This window comes from Microbacterium sp. zg-Y818, assembly GCF_030246905.1.
In the GTDB taxonomy this organism is placed as follows: Bacteria; Actinomycetota; Actinomycetes; order Actinomycetales; family Microbacteriaceae; genus Microbacterium.
The window spans coordinates 1002145-1019154 of sequence record NZ_CP126741.1 but is presented as its reverse complement, the minus strand read 5'-3'; the positions used below and the strand labels follow the sequence as shown (position 1 = coordinate 1019154).

Annotated in this window: 17 protein-coding genes; 4 read left to right on the top strand and 13 right to left on the bottom strand. The window is 68.5% G+C overall.

Features of this window, described 5'->3' with window-relative positions:
• Window positions 1-159: 159 nt before the first annotated feature.
• On the bottom strand, window positions 160-750 hold the full coding sequence (locus QNO21_RS04585) for an isochorismatase family protein (protein WP_257518700.1): 591 nt from the start codon (window positions 748-750) through the stop codon (window positions 160-162).
• A gap of 263 nt (window positions 751-1013) precedes the next feature.
• Here QNO21_RS04585 and QNO21_RS04580 point away from each other — a divergent pair, with 263 nt between their 5' ends.
• Window positions 1014-1880 (top strand): alpha/beta fold hydrolase, encoded by an 867-nt coding sequence (locus QNO21_RS04580; RefSeq protein ID WP_257518699.1) that lies wholly within the window; start codon window positions 1014-1016, stop codon window positions 1878-1880.
• 35 nt (window positions 1881-1915) lie between these two features.
• On the opposite strand, the gene QNO21_RS04575 is transcribed toward QNO21_RS04580, so the two are convergent.
• From QNO21_RS04575 to QNO21_RS04545, 7 genes are all read right to left on the bottom strand, one after another.
• A complete protein-coding gene (locus QNO21_RS04575) occupies window positions 1916-2692 on the bottom strand; it encodes a sulfite exporter TauE/SafE family protein (RefSeq protein ID WP_257518698.1) in 777 nt (258 codons plus the stop codon).
• Between the two features lie 110 nt (window positions 2693-2802).
• The gene (pstB, locus tag QNO21_RS04570; RefSeq protein WP_257518939.1) at window positions 2803-3576 is read right to left on the bottom strand and encodes a phosphate ABC transporter ATP-binding protein PstB; all 774 of its coding nucleotides are present in this window, start codon (window positions 3574-3576) and stop codon (window positions 2803-2805) included.
• A 95-nt stretch (window positions 3577-3671) separates the two neighbouring features.
• Window positions 3672-4586, bottom strand: a complete 915-nt coding sequence (gene pstA, locus QNO21_RS04565; RefSeq protein ID WP_257518696.1) for a phosphate ABC transporter permease PstA — start codon at window positions 4584-4586, stop codon at window positions 3672-3674.
• Window positions 4586-5542, bottom strand: coding sequence for a phosphate ABC transporter permease subunit PstC (gene pstC / locus QNO21_RS04560; protein ID WP_257518695.1), 957 nt, complete (start codon window positions 5540-5542; stop codon window positions 4586-4588). Before pstC ends, pstA begins: the two co-directional genes overlap by 1 nt.
• A 25-nt stretch (window positions 5543-5567) precedes the next feature.
• Window positions 5568-6524 carry a PstS family phosphate ABC transporter substrate-binding protein gene (locus QNO21_RS04555; protein WP_257518694.1) on the bottom strand — a complete coding sequence of 319 codons (957 nt, stop codon included), beginning with the start codon at window positions 6522-6524 and terminating at the stop codon, window positions 5568-5570.
• Window positions 6525-6736: 212 nt separating this feature from the next.
• Window positions 6737-7399 (bottom strand): NADPH-dependent F420 reductase, encoded by a 663-nt coding sequence (locus QNO21_RS04550; protein ID WP_257518693.1) that lies wholly within the window; start codon window positions 7397-7399, stop codon window positions 6737-6739.
• Window positions 7396-8466: an LLM class flavin-dependent oxidoreductase gene (locus QNO21_RS04545; RefSeq protein WP_257518692.1), complete on the bottom strand. Its 1071-nt coding sequence runs from the start codon at window positions 8464-8466 to the stop codon at window positions 7396-7398. Before QNO21_RS04545 ends, QNO21_RS04550 begins: the two co-directional genes overlap by 4 nt.
• A 76-nt stretch (window positions 8467-8542) precedes the next feature.
• On the opposite strand from QNO21_RS04545, the gene QNO21_RS04540 reads away from it, so the two are divergent.
• From QNO21_RS04540 to QNO21_RS04530, 3 genes are all read left to right on the top strand, one after another.
• On the top strand, window positions 8543-9046 hold the full coding sequence (locus QNO21_RS04540; protein WP_257518691.1) for a MarR family winged helix-turn-helix transcriptional regulator: 504 nt from the start codon (window positions 8543-8545) through the stop codon (window positions 9044-9046).
• 30 nt (window positions 9047-9076) lie between these two features.
• Window positions 9077-10189, top strand: a complete 1113-nt coding sequence (locus QNO21_RS04535) for an NAD(P)-binding domain-containing protein (RefSeq protein WP_257518690.1) — start codon at window positions 9077-9079, stop codon at window positions 10187-10189.
• Between the two features lie 109 nt (window positions 10190-10298).
• Window positions 10299-11159 (top strand): alpha/beta fold hydrolase, encoded by an 861-nt coding sequence (locus QNO21_RS04530; protein WP_257518689.1) that lies wholly within the window; start codon window positions 10299-10301, stop codon window positions 11157-11159.
• A 53-nt stretch (window positions 11160-11212) separates the two neighbouring features.
• Here QNO21_RS04530 and QNO21_RS04525 read toward each other — a convergent pair whose 3' ends face one another.
• The 5 genes from QNO21_RS04525 to QNO21_RS04505 form a co-directional block, all read right to left on the bottom strand.
• Window positions 11213-11779: a CGNR zinc finger domain-containing protein gene (locus QNO21_RS04525; RefSeq protein ID WP_257513946.1), complete on the bottom strand. Its 567-nt coding sequence runs from the start codon at window positions 11777-11779 to the stop codon at window positions 11213-11215.
• A gap of 78 nt (window positions 11780-11857) precedes the next feature.
• On the bottom strand, window positions 11858-13183 hold the full coding sequence (locus QNO21_RS04520) for an MFS transporter (protein WP_257513945.1): 1326 nt from the start codon (window positions 13181-13183) through the stop codon (window positions 11858-11860).
• A 191-nt stretch (window positions 13184-13374) separates the two neighbouring features.
• Window positions 13375-15099: a ubiquinone-dependent pyruvate dehydrogenase gene (gene poxB / locus QNO21_RS04515; RefSeq protein ID WP_257513944.1), complete on the bottom strand. Its 1725-nt coding sequence runs from the start codon at window positions 15097-15099 to the stop codon at window positions 13375-13377.
• A gap of 14 nt (window positions 15100-15113) precedes the next feature.
• A complete protein-coding gene (locus tag QNO21_RS04510) occupies window positions 15114-16082 on the bottom strand; it encodes a DUF2252 family protein (protein WP_257513943.1) in 969 nt (322 codons plus the stop codon).
• Window positions 16083-16138: 56 nt separating this feature from the next.
• Entirely contained in the window at window positions 16139-16912 is a 774-nt protein-coding gene (locus QNO21_RS04505) for an SDR family NAD(P)-dependent oxidoreductase (protein ID WP_257518688.1), read from the bottom strand.
• Window positions 16913-17010 lie beyond the last annotated feature (98 nt).

Below are 17010 nucleotides of genomic sequence, written 5' to 3'. Positions count from 1 at the left end.
TCCGCTCCATTCGTCGGGCCGCACTTCGGTGACGTGTCGATGCGCAGTCGCGCGTTGACCAACGTCGGCTGGCGGGCATCACCGCACCGCATTCACGACAGCCGCGCCTCCGCGTAGACCGCTCGGGCGCGATCTACGGCCAGGATATACCGGGGCGGATCAGGCCGATAGTGGCCGGATCGCGACGTCGCGCACGCGTCGGGCGGTCGAGGTTATCGTGGCGAACTCCCGCCCACCCAGCACGCTCTCGGTCCGCCGCATCAGCTCGTCACCGGCGAGCGCGGCGTACCCCGGACCGGCCGGGATCGGCGAGGTGGTCGTGGCATCCGTCACGAACTCCACCGCGAACCCGATGTCGCCCGCGATCCGCGCCGTGGTCTCGCAGCACTGCTCGGTGCGGATGCCGCAGACGACCAGCCGGCCGATGCCGCGAGCCGCGAGCTGCTGCTGCAGGTCGGTGGAGGTGAACGCGCTGACGGTGGTCTTCGTCACCTGGATCTCGTCGGCCCGGGGATCGAGCTCGGCAACGACCCGCACGAAGCCGGAGTCGGGGTCGAACACTCCCCCGGTGCCGGGCTCGGCATGCGTCACCCACGCCACGCTGTCGCCGACGCTGCGCGCATGCGCGACGAGCAGGGCGATGTTGTCGAAGACCCGCGGGTTGGCGGTGGCGGCCCAGTCGTCGCGGCGCTGCCGGAAAGACTCCTGCGCGTCGACGACGAGCAGGGCGGTGTCGGAGGTCGGGCTCATGCCCTCATCCTGCCGGGGCGCGGCGCCGCCGGAAAAGGCGGCAAGCCGTCACGGTGCGACGGGATCCGGCCACCCGTAGGGGGTATGGCCGACCCACGCGCGCTCCGGAATGAGGGGATCGGTCGAAATGAGGGCGACCTCGGCCAGGACGCCCTCATCCGGGCAGATCCCCTCAGTTCGGCGCGGCGCCCCGAACCCGTACGCGGCCACTCGCGCCACGCAACCCCCTGTGCACGGGCCGCGCCTGACGATGAAGATGGAGGATGCCGCAGACTCGCCTGCACGACTTCCGCCGCGGGAGCCTCCGCTTCGACGTCTCCGACACGGGACCGCTCGACGGCCCGACCGTAGTGCTGCTGCACGGATTCCCTGGGTCGCGCCGCACGTGGGACGCGGTGGCGCCCCTGCTGACAACAGCGAGCGCCCGCGTGGTGTCCTTCGACCAGCGCGGATACTCCCCGGGCGCGCGGCCTCGCCGGCGGCGCGACTACCGCGCGGTCGACGTCGTCGGCGACGTGACCGCGCTGCTCGATGCCCTGGGCGTCGACCGCGTGCATCTCGTCGGCCACGACTGGGGCGGATTCGTCGCATGGCGCATGGCCGCGGCATCCCCGCACCGCCTCACCGGGGTGACGGTGCTATCCACCCCTCACCCCCGCGCGATGCTGCGATCGCTGCTGTCGTCGGCGCAGGGGCTGCGGTCGCTGTACATCGGGTTCTTCCAGCTGCCGTGGCTGCCCGAAGCGCTGCTGCGACCTCGGCTCGCCCGGCTGCTCGTCGCATCGGGGCTCCCCGCCGACCTGGCTCAGGAATACCAGCGATTCCTCTCGGGCCCGCAAGCGCTGCGCGGCGCGCTCAACTGGTACCGCGGGATGTGGCTGCCCGACCGGCGTCGGCGACGTGCCGCCCGGCACGCCGCCACCGTCGACACGACCTACATCTGGGGCAGCCGCGATCAGGCGCTCGGCCGGCGCGCGGCCGAGCTGACCCGGAACTACGTCGACGCCGGATACCGCTTCGTCGAGCTCGACGAGAACCACTGGCTGCCCGAGCGGGCAGCGCCGCGGGTGGCACAGGAGGTGCTCTCGGCTATGGGGCTGGTTCACTCCGACGCGGATCCCGGCCGGTAGGACGAACGGGCGCAGCCCCGGCACTTGTACGCCACTCAGCCGGCATCCACCAGCAGCGCCACGAAGACCGCTAGCCCGAAGACGACGACCGACCAGCGCAGCACCGGAACGGGCAGCCTGCGACCGACCGCGGCACCCAGCCAGCCGCCCAGCAGGCCCGACACCGCCATGATGCCAGCCGCCGGCCACGACACCTCGGCGAAGACCGCGAAGAACACCAGCGACACCGCGCTCGCGACGACCGACAGCACGCTCTTGAGCGCGTTGAGCCGCTGCAGCGATTCGCGCAGCGCCACCCCGAGCACCCCCAGCATCATGATGCCGAGGCCGGCGTTGAAGTAGCCGCCGTACACCGCGACACCGAGCTGACCGACGCCCGCCCAGCGCAGTGGCTCGGCGCGAGGGGTGGATGCCGCGGCAGCCTCGGTGCGACGGGCGACCAGCGCGCTCAGATACGGCTGCGCGGCGAGGAGCAGCGTCGAGGCGAGCACGAGCCAGGGCACCACCGCGGTGAACGTGCTCTCGTCACCCGCGAGGAGCAGCGTCGAGCCGACGAGCGCGCCGATTACCGTGACGATGCTCAGCACGATGATGCGCCGCCGCTGGCCGGCGAGCTCACGGCGGTATCCCCATGCTCCGCCGACATAGCCGGGCAGGGCGGCCACCGTGTTCGTCACGTTGGCGATCACGGGCGGATAGCCGAGGGCGAGGAGGGCGGGGAAGGTGACGAGCGAACCGCCGCCGGCGATCGCGTTGATCGCACCGGCCGCCGTTCCCGCGAGGGCCAGCACGACGACCGCACCCCAGTCCATCCGACACCTCCCGAAGCCCACCCAAGCAGATGCCGGTCGCGGCGCCTACTCGGGGGGTTCGAGAGATCGCTGCGTCGGCTCGGAACCTTCGACCGGTGGTGCCGGTGACGTCACCCGAATCTGCCGCTGATGTAGTCCTCGGTGCGCTGATCGGCCGGCTGCTCGAAGATCTGCGCGGTGGGTGCGTACTCCACCAGCACGCCCGTCCGGTCACCGGTGGTGTCATCGGCGAGCGCGGTGAAGAACGCCGTGCGATCGGCGACCCGAGCCGCCTGCTGCATGTTGTGGGTGACGATGATGATCGTGTACTCACGGCGCAGCTCGTGCATGAGATCCTCGATGCGCATGGTCGCGATGGGGTCCAGAGCCGAGCACGGCTCGTCCATGAGGATCACGTCGGGTTTGACGGCGATGGTGCGGGCGATGCACAGACGCTGCTGCTGACCGCCGGACAGTCCGAACGCGGATTGCTTGAGCTTGTCCTTCACCTCGTCCCAGAGGGCCGCCTTGGTCAACGCCTCTTCCACCAGGTCGTCCATGCTCGACACCTTCATCCCGGTGACGCGGGGGCCGTAGGCGACGTTGTCGTAGATCGACTTGGGGAACGGGTTGGGTTTTTGGAACACCATGCCGATCCGGCGCCGCACCTCGATCGGATCGACGCCCTTGGCATAGATGTCGTCGTCCTGGAACAGCACCTGCCCCTCGACTCGAGCTCCGTCGACCAGGTCGTTCATCCGGTTGAGCGATCGCAGCAGGGTGGATTTGCCACACCCGGACGGGCCGATCAGGGCCGTGATCTCGTTCTTCCCGAAGCTGAGGTTGACGTCGGTGACGGCGCGGAAGGCACCGTAGTAGACGTCCACGTTCTCGCAGCGGATCAGCCCGCTCGGAGCGTCCAGCAGAGGCCGGTCGGCGTGCGGGTGGAACTGAGGGCGAGGCGTGTCCGCGGACGCGACGACACGGGAGGTGTTCATGGCTACCACCGTTTCTGATACTTGTTGCGGATGAAGATGGCCAGCGCGTTCATGAGCAGCAGCACAGCCAGCAACAGCACGCTGGTCGCGGCCGCCAACTCGTGGAACCCCTCTTGGGGACGGCCGGTCCAGTTGAAGATCTGGATGGGGAGGGTCGTGTAACCGCTCATCAGCCCGTTCGGGTCGAAGGTGATGTAGACCAGGGCGCCGAGGACCAGCAGCGGAGCCGCCTCTCCCAAGGCACGCGACAGCGCGAGGATCGACCCGGTCGCGATGCTCGGCACAGACGCGGGCAGCACCTGACGCCACACCGTCTGCCACGGGGTGGCGCCCAGCGCGAGCGATGCATCGCGGATCTCCCGCGGAACGGCACGAAGCCCTTCCCGTGTGGCGATGATGACGACGGGAAGGATCAACAGCGACAGCGCGAGCGCCCCACCGATGACGACGTTCTTGTTCTGCACCTGCAGCAGGCTGAGGAATCCGAGCGCGAGCAGGCCGTAGATGATCGCCGGCACGGCGGCGAGGTTCTGCACGTTCAACTCGATGAGCCGGTTGAACCAGCGCTTCTTGTCGGCGAACTCCTCCAGGTGGATCGCCGCGGCGATGCCGAGCGGGAGCGTGAAGACGGCGGTGGCGGCGATCACCCACGCCGAGCCGAGGACGGCCGGCCGCGCGCCCGCGGTCTCGGGTGTCGCCGAGGGGTAGTTGGTGAACAGCTGAAGGGAGAGCTTGCCCCAGCCGTCCATCAGGATCGTGATCAGCAGGGTCGCCAGCACCCCGAACGCGACGAGGAGCGACAGCCACAACAGCAGCAGGAAGAGCAGCGGACCGGGTTTGCGGTCCCCGTGGGTCCCTGTCCCCAGCGGAGCGGAGACCCGCACCGTCGCCGGCCGGGCGTGACGGGTGGTGGTCATCAGTAGGCCTCCCTGAAGCGGCGCACGAACCGGATGCTGATCAGGTTCATCAGCAGCGTGATGAGAAACAGCAGCAGTCCGACGGCGAAGAGGGTGTTGTATTCGAGACTCCCCACGCGGGAGTCCCCGAGGGCGGCGTTGGCGATGAATCCCGTCATCGTCTGCCCCTGCTCCAGCGGGTTGGTGACGATGCGGGCTTGACTGCCGGCGGCGATCGCGACGATCATCGTCTCGCCCACCGCGCGCGAGACCCCGAGCACGACGGCGGCGACGATGCCCGACAAGGCGGCGGGGAACACGACCCGCAGGGTGGTCTGCATGCGGTTAGCTCCCAGGGCGGCACTTCCCTGTCGCAGAGCGCTCGGCACGGCCGACATCGCGTCTTCGGAGATGGAGGCGATGGTGGGGATGATCATGACGCCCATCACCAATCCGGCCGCCAGCACGCTGAACGCGCCGGTGGGCAGCTGCAGCCATTCGCGCAGCACGGTCGCCTGCACGAACTGCAGAGCGAAGAACCCGTAGACGACCGTGGGAACACCGGCGAGAACCTCCAGTACGGGCTTGAGGATGCTGCGGGTGCGCGGTTTCGCGTACTCGGCCAGCATGATCGCCGCACCCAACCCGAACGGGACGGCGACCAGCAGGGCGATCGCCGTGGTCCACAGCGTGGCGGTGATCAGCGGGATCGCCCCGAACGAAGCGTCGGCGAACCGCGGTGCCCAGCGGGTGCCGAACAGGAACTCCCACACCGGGACCTCGGCGAAGAAGGACAGCGACGGAATCAGCAGCGCGATGAGGATGCCGGCGGTGGTGACCATCGTCAGCAGCGCGGCAAGGCGCAGAACCATCCTGATGAGGGTCTCGCCCGGCCGCCGACGGCCGGCGAACTGGGTACCCGGCCGGGGGCCCGGAGCAAGCTCCGGACCCGCGGCCTTCTCGATGACGGCGGTCATGAGATTCCTCGACGGAGGGTCTCACTCAGCCGAGTGAGGCGAGTTCTTCCTGGGCGACGGTGATCTGCTCCTGCGTCAGCGGGACGAATAGCGCAAGCTCCGCGATCTCATCGGAGTTGGCGACGTAGAAGTCGACGAACTCCTTCACCTGGGGCTTGTCCGCGTACGCGGCGTTCTTCACGTAGATGAAGAGCGGGCGCCCGAGCGGCGTGTACGTGCCGTCCTGCACCGTTTCGGTACTCGGGTAGACGCCGTCGATGGAGGCGGCGACGATGGTGCCCTCGTTCTCTTCGACGTAGCTGAGACCGAGGAAGCCGATCGCCCCCTCATCGCCGGCGACGCCCTGGATGGTGATGTTGTCGTCCTCCGAGGGGCTGTAGTCGGTGCGGATCGCGCCCGTCTCACCGTTGACCTCTTCGGTGAAGTAGTCGAAGGTGCCCGAGTCGGTGCCGGCACCGAAGAGCACGAGCGGCACGTCGGGGAAGCTGGGGTCGACGTCGGCCCAGCTGGTGACGGTGCCCTCGGATGCGGGCGCCCAGATCTTCGCGAGCTGCTCGAGGGTGAGGTCGGTGGCCCAGTCGTTCTCCGGGTTGATGATCACCGACAGCCCGTCGTTCGCGGCGATGATCTCGGTGAACTCGACACCGTTCGCTTCGCACTCGGCGGCTTCCTCGTCCTTGATGGGGCGGGATGCGTTGGAGATGTCGGTCTCGTCGGCGCAGAACGCCTTGAAGCCGCCCCCGGTGCCGGAGGTGGCGACGGAGACGTTCACCGAGGCATCCTGCTCCCGGAACAGGTCCGCGGCCGCCTCGGTGAGCGGGGCGACGGTCGAGGAACCGTCGGTTGTCACCGAGCCGCCGGAGCCGGCGTCACCGCTATCGGCGGAATCGCCGGCGGCGGGCTGGCCGCCGCACGCGCTCAATGCGAGAGCGACGGCGGTGAGCGTGGCAACGGCAGCGAATTTGGCTGTGGTCTTGGTCACGGGTGCGCTTTCCTTCATGCCCAGCGAAGGGCTCCAGGCCCGCCCGGTGCGGGGCGGGTCAGATAGTCGGTTCTCTATCTGACTGCCAGCGAAGTCCCGTACCTTGAACGCCGGGTGAACGCAGCCTGGCGGCCGGATGGCCCCCAGCGAACCGTCTGGTGCTCGCCGACCACGAGGAGCCAGTCGTCACACCCGCGACGGTGAACTCCCCGTCACTCCGACAGCATGACCGGAGCCGGGATGCCGGTGAGCTCGCGGAGCCGGTCGATGGGGACGTTCGCGCCGAAGGCCGGCATCCCGGGTTCGAGCCGACTGCCCGCTGCAAGGTCGCCGATCGGGAGCGGGTCGAATCCGAGCGCGTCGATCAGCTCCGCCGCGACGGCCAGGTCTGCGGGCGAATCGCCGGCGAGCGCGATCGACTTGCGCCCGAGGCGGCCCGCGGGGCGAGCCTCGTCCTCGAGGTCGTGGTAGCCCATGTGGTTGAGCGCTTTGACGACCCGTGCCCCCGGCAGCGCCTGCTGCACGGCTTCGCTCGAGGAGGTTCCGGGCGGGACGATGCTGTCGCGCGGACCGTCGGTCTCCCACCAGTGGTTCATCGCGTCGACGACCAGCTTGCCCGCCAGCTCAGCCACCGGGAGGTTCAGGTGTCTCCCGAGCGGGAGCGCGAGGATCACCAGGTCCGCCGAGCGTGCAGCCTCGGCCGGCGAGGCGGCGGTCGCGCCCGGCGTGAGGACCTCCGTGATCAATGCGATTCTCGCGGGGTCGCCCGAACCTGCGATCAGCACGCGCATGCCCGCGGCGTCCGCCAGACGCGCCAGGACGGTGCCGACCTTTCCGGCGCCCAGGATGCCGACGGTGTGTACGGGCCCCGTCATCGTGACGCCCCCACCCTGACGTCGGACTGTTCGGCCACGAGTTCGCGGACCCGCGGTATGACCTGGGTGCCGTAGAGCTCCACCGAGCGGAGCCGTGCACTGGCTGACACGGTGCCGGCAGTCGAGTAGATCATGTCGAATCGGCCGGCATCCAGCACTCCGACTGCGTGGGCGATCTTTCTCGCGACCGTCTCGACCGAGCCGACGTAGAGCGAGCCGTGCGCGACCTCGGACTCGAACTCCTCGCGCCGCAGAGGCGGCCAGCCGCGCAGCGCGCCGATGCGGTCACGGATCACCTTGTAGCCGGGGTAGAAGAGCGCCTTGGCTTCGGCGTCGGTCGCCGCGACGAACCCGGGCGAATGCATCCCGACCGGCTGGGCGATGGTGCCCTGCTGCTCGCTCGCCCGCCGATACAGATCTACGTAGGGGGCGAAACGGTCCGGCGCCCCGCCGATGATGGCCAGCATGAGCCGGAAGCCGTAGTGGGCCGTGCGGATCACCGACTGCGGCGATCCTCCGACTCCCACCCACGTGTTGAGTCGCCCCGACTCGGTCTTCGGATACACGTCCGCCTCGTGGAGCGCGGCACGGGTCGTCCCCTCCCAGGTGACCGGCTTCTCGTCCAGGAGCCGGTGGAACAAGTCGATCTTCTCCTCGAACAGCACCTCGTAGTCCTTGAGGTCGTATCCGAACAGCGGAAACGACTCGGTGAACGAGCCCCGTCCGAGGATCACCTCGGCCCGGCCGTGTGAGAGCGCGTCGACGGTCGCGAAGCGTTGGAAGACACGCACCGGGTCGTCCGAGGACAGTACCGTCACGCCCGAGGCGAGCCGGATGCGTTTTGTCACCGTGGCGATGCCGGCGAGCACCGTCTCGGGACTGGAGATGGCGAACTCCGGCCGGTGGTGCTCCCCCAGCGCCACCACGTCGATGCCGATCTCGTCTGCAAGCACAGCCTCGGCCACCGCAGCACGGATCGCCTGCGCCTGCGAGACGACCTGCCCCCGGTCATCACGGGGCAAGTCGCCGAAGCTGTCGATTCCGAACTCGATCTGTGAAGCATCCATCGTGCGCCTTCCGCGTTTAGTTGACACGTGAATCATCGCGCCGTATTGTTCACATGTCAACTACTGAGGAGCGGTGATGGGCACATCGACACGTCACGACCTGCCGACGAGCGAAGAGCTCGCGATCTGGCGGGCGCACATCGAGACCTTCGAGATCGTGCGCGCTCGGATCGACACGCGGCTGCAGCAGGACTCGCAACTGTCCAGCAGTGACTACAAAGTGCTCCTCGCGCTGAGTGAGGCCGACGGGAACGCGTTGCGTTCCTCGGAACTCGCCGCCCAGATCGAGTGGGAGCGCAGCCGACTCTCCGGACATCTGGGGCGAATGGAGAACCGACGCCTGGTGCGCCGCGAACCCTGCGCGGAAGACGCCCGCGGGTCGCGCGTGTGCCTCACCGATGAGGGCGCCCGCGCTTTCCGTGCCAGCACGCTTCCCCACCTGCGCGCGATCAAAGAGCTCTTCGTCGACGCGTTCACCCCGCAGCAGCTCGCCCACCTGGGCGAGGCCGCCGCAGCGCTGCGCAAGCACCTCGACCCCACCCCTGACCCGCCGGCGCAAAGCGTTCGAGCATCTCGATAGGGGAATCCTCCTCGACAGAAGGACGCAGCAGTGGGAGAAGAATCAGTCCGCCGAACCGACGTGGTCGTGATCGGTGGCGGACAGGCGGGATTGTCGGCCGGCTTCCATCTGAGTCGGCGCGGGTTCACCAGCGCGCTCACCGACCCCGACGCGGAACACACCTTCGTGATGCTCGATGCCGAAGAGCAGCCGGGTGGCGCGTGGCTGCACCGGTGGGAATCCCTGACGATGGCCACCGTCAACGGCATCTTCGACCTGCCGGGGTTTCGGCAGGCGCCTCCCGACCCGGCTGCACCGGCACGCGACGCCGTGCCCGCGTACTTCTCCGCGTTCGAGCAGCACGCGCAGCTGCCGATCCTCCGGCCCGTCACCGTGGCTTCGGTCACACGCGCCGATGACGACCCCGACGGTCGACTCCTTGTCCATTCCAGCGCCGGGACGTGGAGCACCCGCGCGATCATCAACGCGACGGGCACCTGGACCAACCCGACGCTCCCCTCCTATCCCGGGCAGGAGAGTTTCGGGGGACGCCAACTCCATACCCGCGACTACACGACGCTGCGCGACTTCGCGGGCGAGCGGGTCGCGATCGTCGGAGGGGGGATCTCGGCCGTCCAGCAGCTCGAAGAGATCTCGCGGGTGGCGGAGGTGGTCTGGTACACGCGCCGGGAACCGATCTTCCGCGACGGCGGCTTCACGCCCGAGGTAGAGGGGCGTGAGGTCATCTCCAAAGTCACGGCAGACATCGAAGCAGGAAACCTCACCGGCAGCGTCGTCTCCTACACGGGTCTCTTGTGGACCCCCTACGCGCTCGCCGCGAAGCGACGCGGTGTCCTCCTGCGACGGCCGATGTTCACGCGGATCGAACCGGCAGGCGTGCGAGAGGCAGACGGCACCCTCACCCCCGTCGACGCGATCCTCTGGGCAACAGGATTCCGCCCCGCCCTCGCTCACCTCGACCCGCTGGGGCTGCGCAACGCCCGGGGCGGCATCGAGATGCGAGGCACGCAGGTCGCCGCCGAACCCCGTGTGCATCTCATCGGCTTCGGCCCTTCACAATCCACCGTCGGAGCGAACCGAGCGGGGCGCGACGCCGTGCGCGCTCTGACCGGCCGCCCGCAGCCGGCCGTCGTCCGGGGTTGACCGACGGCAGCCCGCCGCTTGACCCGGTTGCAGGAACAGGGCTTTGACTTCCCTCAGCGGCTGCACCATTCGCCCGACTCTGAATCCGCACCGATCCCCAGGGGGAACCATGCCTTCCGTCCACCACCGCACCGTCCGCGTCGGCGGGCTCGACGTCTTCTACCGGGAAGCCGGGCCCTCCGGCGCCCCGGTGATCCTGCTGTTGCACGGCTACCCGACGAGTTCGCACATGTTCCGTCACCTGATCCCGGCCTTGGCCGACCGGTACCGCGTCATCGCCCCCGATCACATCGGATTCGGCCGCTCCTCGGCTCCCTCGGTCGACGATTTCCCGTACACCTTCGACGCGCTCGCCGACGTCACCGCCCGGTTCCTCGAGCAGGTCGGCGTCACGCGATACACCGTGTACGTGCAGGACTACGGTGCCCCGGTCGCCTGGCGGCTGGGGCTGCGCGACCCGGCCGCAGTCGAGGCCGTCATCTCACAGAACGGCAACGCGTACGAGGAGGGTTTCGTCGAGGACTTCTGGGCGCCCATCTGGGCGTACGGAGAGGACCCCTCTGCCGCGAACGAGGCGGCGCTCCGCCCGGCGCTCGAGCGCGCAGCGGTGGAATGGCAGTACACCCACGGGGTGCCGGACCCCACAACGATCGACCCGGATGCCTGGGAGCACGACATCGCCCTGCTGAACCGGCCCGGGGTGGACCGAGCCCAGCTGCATCTCTTCGGCGACTACTCGACCAACCGCGAGCTCTACCCCCGCCTCCACGAGTGGCTGCGCGAGACGCAGGTGCCCGTGCTCGCCGTGTGGGGCCGCAACGACGAGATCTTCGATGCCGCAGGGGCCGAAGCCTTCCGTCGCGATGTGCCGAACGCCCGCATCGAGCTGCTCGACGCGGGACACTTCCTCCTCGAGTCGAACCTCGACGACGTCGTGGAGATCATCCGCGATTGGCGCGGCGGGTTCTGACGCTCGATCAGCGACGAGCGGCCTGCGCCCGCAGCCTGCCGGCGCGGCGTCGCTCAGCTTTGCGCCGCCGCGCGACGGTGAGCCCGATACGCGCGTGTGCGGTTTCGGTTCTGGCAGGTCAGCGAGCAATACTGGCGGCGTCCTGCCGGCGACTGGTCGACGTACACGTCGGCACACGCGTCGCCCTCGCAGACACCGAGCCTGCTGGCATCCGGTTCGTGGCGAAGGTGGTCGATCAACGACAGCGTGGCGCCGGCCAGCAGCGCCCGATCGGGGCGAGCGGTGTGCCAGACCTCTTGCACCGTCCAGGCCTCAGAGGACAGCGCCGGTGACATCTGCGCCTCGGAGATGAGTCCGTTGAGCCGTTCGGCACACTCGCTACCCGAGGGCGCCGCGAAGATCGGATGGACCAGGTTCGCCGTCTCCACAAGGGTGCGCTCATCGAAGGGCGGAAAATGCGCCCAGAACTGCGGGCTTTGCGCACGGAGGCTCTCGGCCGTCGGATACGGCTCGTTGCCCTCGTGCGCTTCGATCCGGGGAGCATCGCCCCACTCGTTGACGATGTGCACGAGAAGCGGGAGGGGCAGAGGGTGTACCTCCGCGGTCTTCGGCGCTGCCATCGAGCTCCCCCTCCTGTCACCGGTAGTCAGAGCGTAACGCGTTGCACCGGACGAAGCGGATGGCGGGACGGCGATGCGTCACCGCGCCTCCACCGCGTCGTCGAGTCCGCGGAGCTTGCGCACCGGGGAGCAGAGGATCCACCCTGTGGCGAGGGTGGTGCCGACTGCTCCGACGACGATGGCGACGGCCGGTCCCCCGGCCGTGGCGACGAATCCGGCTGCGATGGCGCCGATCGCGATCATCCCCCAGCTGAGGAACCGGTAGGCGGCGTTGACCCGTCCGCGGAGGTCGTCGGGAGTCGCGAGCTGGCGGACGGTGACCGCCTGGGCTGCGGCGAGGCCGACGCCGAATCCGCTCAACGCAAGCGCGACACCCGCCACCGCGAGGGCGGCGGCCGAGGGCGCCGCCGCGATGAAGATCAGTGCGAGCGGGGCGGAGTTTCCCACGATCAATGCGGCGATGAGGGATCGTCCGTAACCGAATCGTCGGGTCGCTCTTGCGCTGACCAGCGCGCCGAGGACGGCGCCTGCACCCGACGTCATGAGCAGGCCGCCGAGGATCGCCGGGCCGAGCTCGTACTGCTGCGTGACGTGCAGCGTCAGGCCGAGCAGCAGGATCTCGCTGGCGAAGTTCCAGGTCGCGGCTTCCAGCGCCAGGTCGCGCACGACCCGGTTGCGACGGAGAAAGGCGAGTCCGGCCCTCGCCTCGAGCCACGGGGAGACTCGATCGACCGGTTCGTTCCGTGCACGCTCGACCGCGGTGACGCGCGTGAGGAAGAGTGCGGAGAAGAGGTAGGTGGCCGCGTTGGCGGCGAGTGCGATCGGCGCGGTCAGCGTCTGGACGATCACGCCGCCTACCCCACTGCCGGCGATCGACATGGCCGACTGGGTCGACGTCAGGCGCGCGTTGGCATCGGTGAGCCGGTCGTTCGGCACGACCGCGGGAAGCAGCGAGAAGTCGGCGAGCTGCGCCAAGACGGTGCACGCGCCGATCACGAAGACCGCGACGGCCAGCATCCAGATCGGCAGTGGAAGCGTCAGCGCGGCGATCACGATCGCTGTGAGGACGACCCCGCGTCCGAGGTCGGCTGCGATGAGCAGCCGCTTGCGCCGCATTCGGTCGACCACCACACCAAGCGCCAGAGTGAGGACGAGGAACGGCGCGTACTGAGCCACACGCACGACGGCGAGCTCGCCCGCACTCGCGTCGAGCGTCAGCAACGCGAGAAGAGGCAAAGCCAGCTCGCCGATCTCGGAGCCCAGCAGCGACGTCGCCGACGCGGCCCACAGCCACCGGAACGATCGACTCGGCCAGCGGTCCCCCGCTCTCAGGGTGCCGGCCCCGCCTCTCAACCCGTGCTGCTGTTCTCGCGATCCGGTCAGGTCACCTGTCGATTCACTCACCGCGCCCCCAAGGGTCAAGGTGCGTCACGCCATCATTGACGTCATCACGTGACAATTATGTCTCGCGATACCGGCGCTTGTCACGTGACCGGGGTGAATTGATCACCGAGACGCGATGCTGTGCACGAGCGTCTCTCTGCGCAAAGCCGGGCGACCCCCGACACATGCAGAGCCTCCGATCCCGTCCGGGTTCAGAAGAGTTGGCGCCAGTTCGCTTTGGCGAGATCGAGCAGCTCGTCGCCGCGGCCGGACATGACGGTGCGGATCGCGTAGAGCGCGAACCCTTTGACCTGTGCGGCCTCGATTGCGGGCGGCATGGAAAGCTCCTGCCGTTCGGTGACGACGTCGAGCAGGGCGGGCCCGTCGTGGTCGAGAACCTCGCGCAGAGCATCCGGAAGGTCCTCGCTGCGCTCCACGCGACGCGCGAAGATTCCCATCGCCTCGGCGATCGCGGCGAAGCTGGGGTTGGTGAGCCCTGTCCCGTAGGTGACGAATCCGGCCGCCTTCATCTCCAGCTCGATGAAGTTCAGGGAGGAGTTGTTCACCACGATCGTCTTCACCGGCAGTGCGTTCTGCGTGAGGGTGAGGAGTTCCCCGAGCATCATCGCGAGTCCGCCATCGCCGGCAAGGGCAACGACCTGTCGGTCCGGGTGCGAGACCTGCGCGCCGATCCCGTGGAGCAGCGCGTTCGCCATCGAACCGTGCGTGAACGAGCCGATCAGGCGCCGCCCCTCCGTCATGGACAGATAACGGGCAGCCCAGACGGTCGGCGAGCCGACGTCCGCGGTGAAGATCGCGTCGTCGGCGGCCTGCTCGTTCAGCAGGCGGGTGAGGTACTGCGGATGAATGGGACGCGTGCCCTTCGCCGGCACGGCCAACTCGTCGAGCTTCGCCCGTGTCTTCCGGTAATGGGCGGTGGCATCGTCCAGGTGTCCCCGATCTTCGCGCACGGCCAGTCGCGGGAGGAGCGCCGCAGCGGTCGCGCCGGCGTCGCCGACGAGCCCGAGGTCGAGCGGATGCCGTCTACCGAGCTGCGACCCGCGGATGTCGACCTGGATGGTCGTGGCGCGCTCGGGGTAGAACTGCTCGTACGGGAAGTCGCTGCCGAGTACCAGCAGAGCATCTGCGCCCTCCATGGCACGGTAGCCGGAAGCGAACCCGAGCAGACCCGTCATCCCCACATCGAACGGATTGTCGTGCTCGATGAACTCCTTGCCCCGAAGGGAATGCACGATCGGTGCGGCCAGCCGGTCGGCGAGAGCGACGACCTCATCATGCGCACCCTCCACACCCGCGCCGGCGAGGATCGTGACCTTGCGCGCGGCATCCAACAGCGCGGCGGCCTTATCGAGCTCCGGAGCGCTGGGCAGGATCACCGGATGCGATCGCTCGATCACGACGGCGCGGTTGTCGCCGATCTCGGCGAGGGCGACGTCCCCGGGAATGACCAGCACTGCGACTCCGCGCTGCTCGATCGCCGCACGCATCGCGATCTCGAGCAGCCGCGGCATCTGCTGGGGGTCGGCGACGTACTCGACGTAGACGCTGCACTCCCGGAACAGCTCCTGTGGATGCGTCTCCTGAAAGTACCCCGTGCCGATCTGCGCCGTCGGGATGTGCGCGGCGATCGCGAGCACCGGGACACGCGAACGGTTGGCGTCGAACAGACCGTTGATGAGGTGCAGGTTGCCGGGCCCGCACGATGCCGCGACGACTGCCAGCTGACCCGTCAGCGCAGCATCCGCAGCCGCAGCGAACGCCGCAGATTCCTCATGCCGCACGTGCAGCCAGCGGATCGTGCCGTCCTTGCGAAGCGCATCCGTGAACGCATTCAACGAATCCCCCGGAAGACCGTACACACGGTCGATCCCGTTGGCGTGCAACGTCTTCACGATGTTCCCAGCGACAGTGGCCATGACAGTTCATTCCTTCAGGGTTGCGGTTGTGCGGTTTTGGCGGACGGCGGCTCTCCCTCGGCCTTCACCTCACCCGCAGCGATCGCGGCGACGAGTTCGGCGTGATCCGCATGGGTCTGGTCCGCGTACGCGCGCGCAAAGCGGAGGATCTCTTCTTCGAAAGCGACTCCTCGTCCGATGTACGCGGCGATCGCCGCCGGGTCGCCGCTGCGGGCGTGCGCCTTCGCCAGCGTGCGACCGCAGGCCTTGGCGAACTGAGGGAGGTACGCCGCGATCTCGGCTCCCTTGGGGATGATCTTCATGTCGCGGTACTGACGCACGTAATAGTCCATGCCGTCGACGCGCATGTGCCCGAGGAAGATGTCGGCGGCGGACTGCATGAGGCGCTGACCCACGACGACCCGCTCGCCGTGGTTCGAGAACTCACTCGGGCCGAGGAACTCCTCGTACACCGAGGCGGCGGCCTGCTTCGCCTGCAGGAACAGGGGCTGACGCCCGCTGTCGCCCTCCAGAAGATGCAGCCAGAGCCGGACCGAGTCACTGCGGGTGAATCGATCGACGAGCCGGCGCAGGTGGGGCGGGATGGAGGCGAGGTAGGTGTCATAGACCTGCCGATAGGCACGGATGCGCTCTTCCTCGCTCATCCCTTCGTCGATCCGCTTCATCGGCTCGAGAAGGATCCTGTGCCGTCCGTTCTCTTCGGCGACCAGCTTCTTCGCCGAGCCGTGGTGGGTCTGCTTGCGCGACTGCTTCTCGATAGCGCGCGCTGCGGCATGGGCGAAGTCCGAGGTCAGTCCCTTCAGCGGCACATCGGCCGTGACCTGGTCATACCAGACGTCAAGCTCTCCCATGCGGGCATACCGTCGCATCGCCTTGCGGTATCCCGTCAGGACTGCGGCTGCGGCATCCTCACCGCAGGTGCCGCCGAGTCGCTCCGAGTCGCGGATTCCTTCCTGCGCACGTAACCGATCGACAGCTCGCATCTGCCGGACCGCGGGGTTCCATGCGCGCGTATGAGAGAGGGCTTCGGCTGCGGGTCTCATCGACCGCGCTCCTCGGCGATGGAGTTCGCGCCGTCGATCGTGATGAGCTGCCCGGTGAGGTAAGACGCGCCTTCGCCGGCGAGAAACGCGATCACGTACGCCACCTCGTCTGCGGTGCCGGATCGGCCGACGGGTGTGGCCGCGCCCATGCGCCGTTCCTGATCGGAGGCGGATGCCGTGTCGATCCACCCCGGAGCGACAGCGTTCACCGTGATGCCGGCCGCGGCCATATCGATCGCCGCCGCGCGCGTCAGTCCGACGATCCCGGCCTTCGCCGCATGGTAGGCGACGTCGCCCCGGTATGCGGCGACGGGGCCCGACACCGAGGACACGCTGACCACGCGCCCGTAGCCGGCGGCCTGCATGGGGCCCGTCACCGCGCGGGTCATCAGGAACGTCGTGGTCAGGTTCCGATCGAGCGAGGCGTGCCAGTGGCCGAGGACCGTTCTGCCGATCCCGCCCGGTGCGTACGAGTCGGACACGGCCGTCATCCCGGCGTTGTTGACGAGGATGTCCACTCCACCGAAGAGATCCCGCGCACACGCGAGGACCGCGTCCGCGCCGCCGTGATCGGTGAGGTTGGCGACCACCCCTTCCGCTCGGATGCCTGCGTCGCGCAATTCTGCGACGCGCTCGAAGATGCGATCCGTCGTCGATGTGATCATCACGTGGTTTCCGGCGAGCCCGATAAGACGCGCTGACGCGAATCCGATTCCGTGAGCGCTTCCCGCGCCGGTGACATCTGCGCCTCGCCGTCTTCGAGTTGTCATGGTGAAGCTCCCCTCTTGGGATCGACCGCCGAAACGGCTGGACGACGTCAACAGGTCGAGTCAAGACCGTGTGGTCGCCACAGGGTCAAGCGTCTGTT